We start from the raw sequence: 670 nt of genomic DNA on the forward strand, positions 1-670 counted from the left end.
AAGGTCTGGCAACAACTTCAGCGTGAGGCGGTTTCGGTAGCCAGATGTACCGTTGAACGACTCATGAGGCGTCATGGGCTGCGTGGCGTCATTCGAGGGAAAGTCCTACGAACGACTGTGTCCGATGCCTCCACTCCCTGCCCACAAGACAAGGTAAATCGGCAGTTCCAGGCTGAACGGCCAAATCAGCTGTGGTTGTCAGATTTCACCTACGTGTCTACCTGGCAAGGTTTCGTCTATGTCGCCTTTGTGATCGATGCCTTTGCCCGACGTATTGTGGGTTGGCGAGTGAGTCGTTCCATGCATACCGATTTTGTACTGGATGCCTTGGAGCAGGCGTTGTATGCCAGACAACCGGAGCGAGATGAAGCGCTCATCCATCATAGTGATCGCGGGTCGCAGTATGTCTCCATCCGCTATAGCGAACGCCTGGCAGAGGCAGGCATTGAGCCTTCGGTGGGAAGCAAGGGCGATAGCTATGATAACGCCCTGGCAGAGACCATCAATGGTCTGTACAAAGCGGAAGTGATTCATCGACGGGCGTCCTGGAAAACGCGGGAAGCGGTCGAACTGGCCACGTTGGAGTGGGTTGCGTGGTACAACCACCATCGGTTACTAAGCTCAATCGGCTACGTGCCACCAGCAGAAGCGGAGACAGCTTATTACCGAC

1 protein-coding gene is annotated in these 670 nt (G+C 55.1%); it reads left to right on the forward strand.

Features of this window, described 5'->3' with window-relative positions:
* The coding region (locus tag ACUHMQ_RS20950; RefSeq protein ID WP_445297375.1) for an IS3 family transposase at positions 1-670 on the forward strand (670 nt) is incomplete at both ends.

The organism is Chitinimonas violaceus (assembly GCF_052601015.1).